The 3,011-nt window shown below is 33.2% G+C and carries 2 protein-coding genes; both read left to right on the top strand.

What is annotated here, in order from left to right:
- Positions 1-636, top strand: a 636-nt coding sequence (locus K6343_04220; GenBank protein ID MEF3245170.1) for a DegT/DnrJ/EryC1/StrS family aminotransferase, incomplete at its 5' end; no start/stop codon positions are given.
- A complete protein-coding gene (locus tag K6343_04215; GenBank protein MEF3245169.1) occupies positions 633-2,507 on the top strand; it encodes a polysaccharide biosynthesis protein in 1,875 nt (624 codons plus the stop codon). The genes K6343_04220 and K6343_04215, both read left to right, overlap by 4 nt.
- The last annotated feature ends 504 nt before the right edge of the window (positions 2,508-3,011 follow it).

Below are 3,011 nucleotides of genomic sequence, written 5' to 3'. Positions count from 1 at the left end.
GCAGGAAGCTTTGGAGTTGCAGGTGCGTTTGCGTTCTACCCAAACAAACAAGTGACTACTGGTGAAGGAGGAGTTATTCTGACAGATGATGAAAACATCTACAAACTTTCAAGGAGTATGCGAAACCAAGGAAGAGGAGAAGATGAAAGCTGGCTTTATCATACTCGCCTTGGCTATAACTATAGGATTTCAGATGTAAACTGTGCGTTGGGAATTTCTCAACTTAATAGACTTAATAAAATTATAGAATTAAGAGATGCTGTTGCCAAAATGTATTCTAAAAAACTTTCAGAGGTAGAAGAAGTAATAACTCCATATATAAGTCCTAATACAACAAAAATGAGTTGGTTTGTTTATGTAATTAGGCTTCAAGATGATTTCGACGAAAATAAAAGAAATATTATCATTGATAAACTTGAAAAAAGAGGTATTCAAACTCGGAACTATTTCGAAGCAATTCACCTTCAACCTTTTTATGTAGAGCAATTTGGCTATAAAAAAGGGGATTTTCCTATTACCGAATTTGTTTCTGAGCGAACGATTGCTTTGCCTTTTTATACAACTCTTACCGAAGAAGAAGTTGACTATGTTGTTAAGAATTTAAAAGAAGTTATTTTTGAGGTTAAGAAACTTTGAGAAAGTTGTTTGAAAAAATCTTAAGAAATAAATTGACTATTACAATTACTTTTGCTAAGCTTATTATAGATGTATTCTTATACAATGTTGCAACGGTTTTATCTATCTTACTTAGGTTTGATTTTATTCTTAAAACAAACTTTATTCATATAGATGACCTACCTGGGATAGTTGAAAACATCGTATTTATTGCCTTTGAAATTATTTTTCAGTTGCCATTGCATAGCTTCGAGTTTACAAGTGTTAAAGAGATATCTGATATTTTAGTTGCAGTGTTTCTTACTAAAGCAGTCTCTTATCCGATATTCTATCTATTAAGAAAAAACATAAGTTTTTCAAGAGGTGCTTATCTTGCTTCATTTATGATTGCTTTTTTGTTAATTGCAGGGGTTCGCATTCTTTATAGGTTGCTTTATGAATTTAGAAATACAAAAAGCGCAGCACTTTCTAAGAGAAAAAAGAATGTTCTTATCATTGGTGCAGGAGATGCAGGTGAAAAACTTTTAAGAGAGATTCTTTCACATCCTCAACTTAATTATAATGTCGTTGGATTTCTTGATGATGATCCTTCGAGAAAAAGATTAAGAATCCACGGTTTTCAGGTATTAGGTAGTGTTGCAAGATTGCCTTATATCATAAAAGAATATGGTGTTGATGTTGTTATATACGCTATTCCATCTGCTCCAAGAGAGCATCTGCAGAAAGTAGTTGCTCTTGCATCTTCTTCAACTGCTGAAATTAAAACTCTTCCTGCAATTTGGGAAATAGTTTCAGGAAGAGTGCGTATAGAAGATATTAAAAATGTTGAGCTTGAAGATTTGCTCTCTAGGGCGTCCATTAAAATGGATAATTCCATAGTAGAAAATTATATCAAAGGAAAAACAGTCCTTATAACTGGTGCAGGCGGTTCAATTGGCTCAGAGATTGCACGACAAGTTGTTAATTTTAAACCTAAAAAGGTGATTCTTTTAGGAAGAGGAGAAAATAGGATTTTTGACATCGAAATAGACCTTTTAGAAAAGAAGCACTTCTATGAAGTAGTTCCTGTTATTTGTGATATAAGAAATAGAGAAAAGGTATTTAAAGTATTTGAGACTTACAAACCAGAGATTGTTTTCCATGCAGCGGCGCATAAACACGTGCCTCTTATGGAGAAAAATCCCGATGAAGCAATATTAAACAATGTTTTTGGAACTAAAAATCTCCTTGATGCGTCTTTGAAATTTAAAGTCGAAAGGTTCATAAATATCTCCACAGATAAGGCAGTGAATCCTATAAACATCATGGGGGCTTCAAAGAAGATTACAGAAATGCTACTTCAGTATTATGCAAATAATGGGAGTAAAACAAAATTTGCAAGTGTTAGATTTGGTAATGTGCTTGGAAGTAAAGGAAGTGTTTTAGAGGTTTTTAAGAAACAAATGAAGGAAACAGGAGTATTAACAATAACAGACCCACAAATGGAAAGATATTTTATGCTCATTCCTGAAGCAGTGCAACTTGTCCTTCAATCGGCTTCTATGGGTGAAAATGGAGAAATTTTCGTTTTAAAGATGGGAGAGCCTGTTAATATTTTGAATTTTGCAAAGCATTTTGTAAAACTTTCTGGTTTTGAGGTAGGAAAGGATATTCACATTAAGATTATTGGTAATCGTGGTGGAGAGAAGATAAAAGAAGAACTCTGGAGTGAGAAGGAGAATGTTTTAAAAACTCAAAATCCCTATATCTTAAAGGTTGTTAGTAATGAAAATCTATTAGATAAGGAAGATTTTTTTGCTAAACTTGGTAAGCTTGAAAATGCCGCGTTGAGTTTTAATGTAGAAGAAATTAACTCTGTCCTTAAAGAAATAATCCCAGAGTACAAAGATTAGTTTCTTTTTATGTTTTTGCTAGGGATTTTTTCTTTCTTCGTTATCCTAAGCCGTTTTTCTTCTCATCCTAAGGAGATTGTTTGCTTTACTTAGTATAGACTCCTTAAGGGTTTCATAATTTTAGAGAGTAAACCGCCTTAAAATCATCTTGAATATTTAACAGCATAAAAAAAGAGGAGATTCTTCGTCGGAAAAAAGATGCCTCCTCAGAATGACTCTGTGGGGCTTCACCTAAGAATAACACTAAGGGAAACACCCTCTTAATACTCCCACGAAAAACGTTAACAGAGGAGATTCCTCGCTTCGCTCGGAATGTACCGTGTTGTGTCAATACCTTTTAAGAGGAATTTTTAAAATTTTTGCATAATTCTTTTTAGTCCTTTAGTAATCAGTAATTCTTAGTTGTTTATCCTGTATAAGTGGAAGATCATAGAAAGAGTTTGTATATACATGCTCATCTCTTTTTGTATTCTGTGTAGTAGATGTATCTTTCTTTTCTAAACT

The organism is Caldisericaceae bacterium (assembly GCA_036574215.1).
Lineage (GTDB): Bacteria > Caldisericota > Caldisericia > Caldisericales > Caldisericaceae > Caldisericum.
The sequence above is the reverse complement of the archived record's forward strand: the minus strand, read 5'-3'. Positions and strand labels throughout refer to the sequence as shown.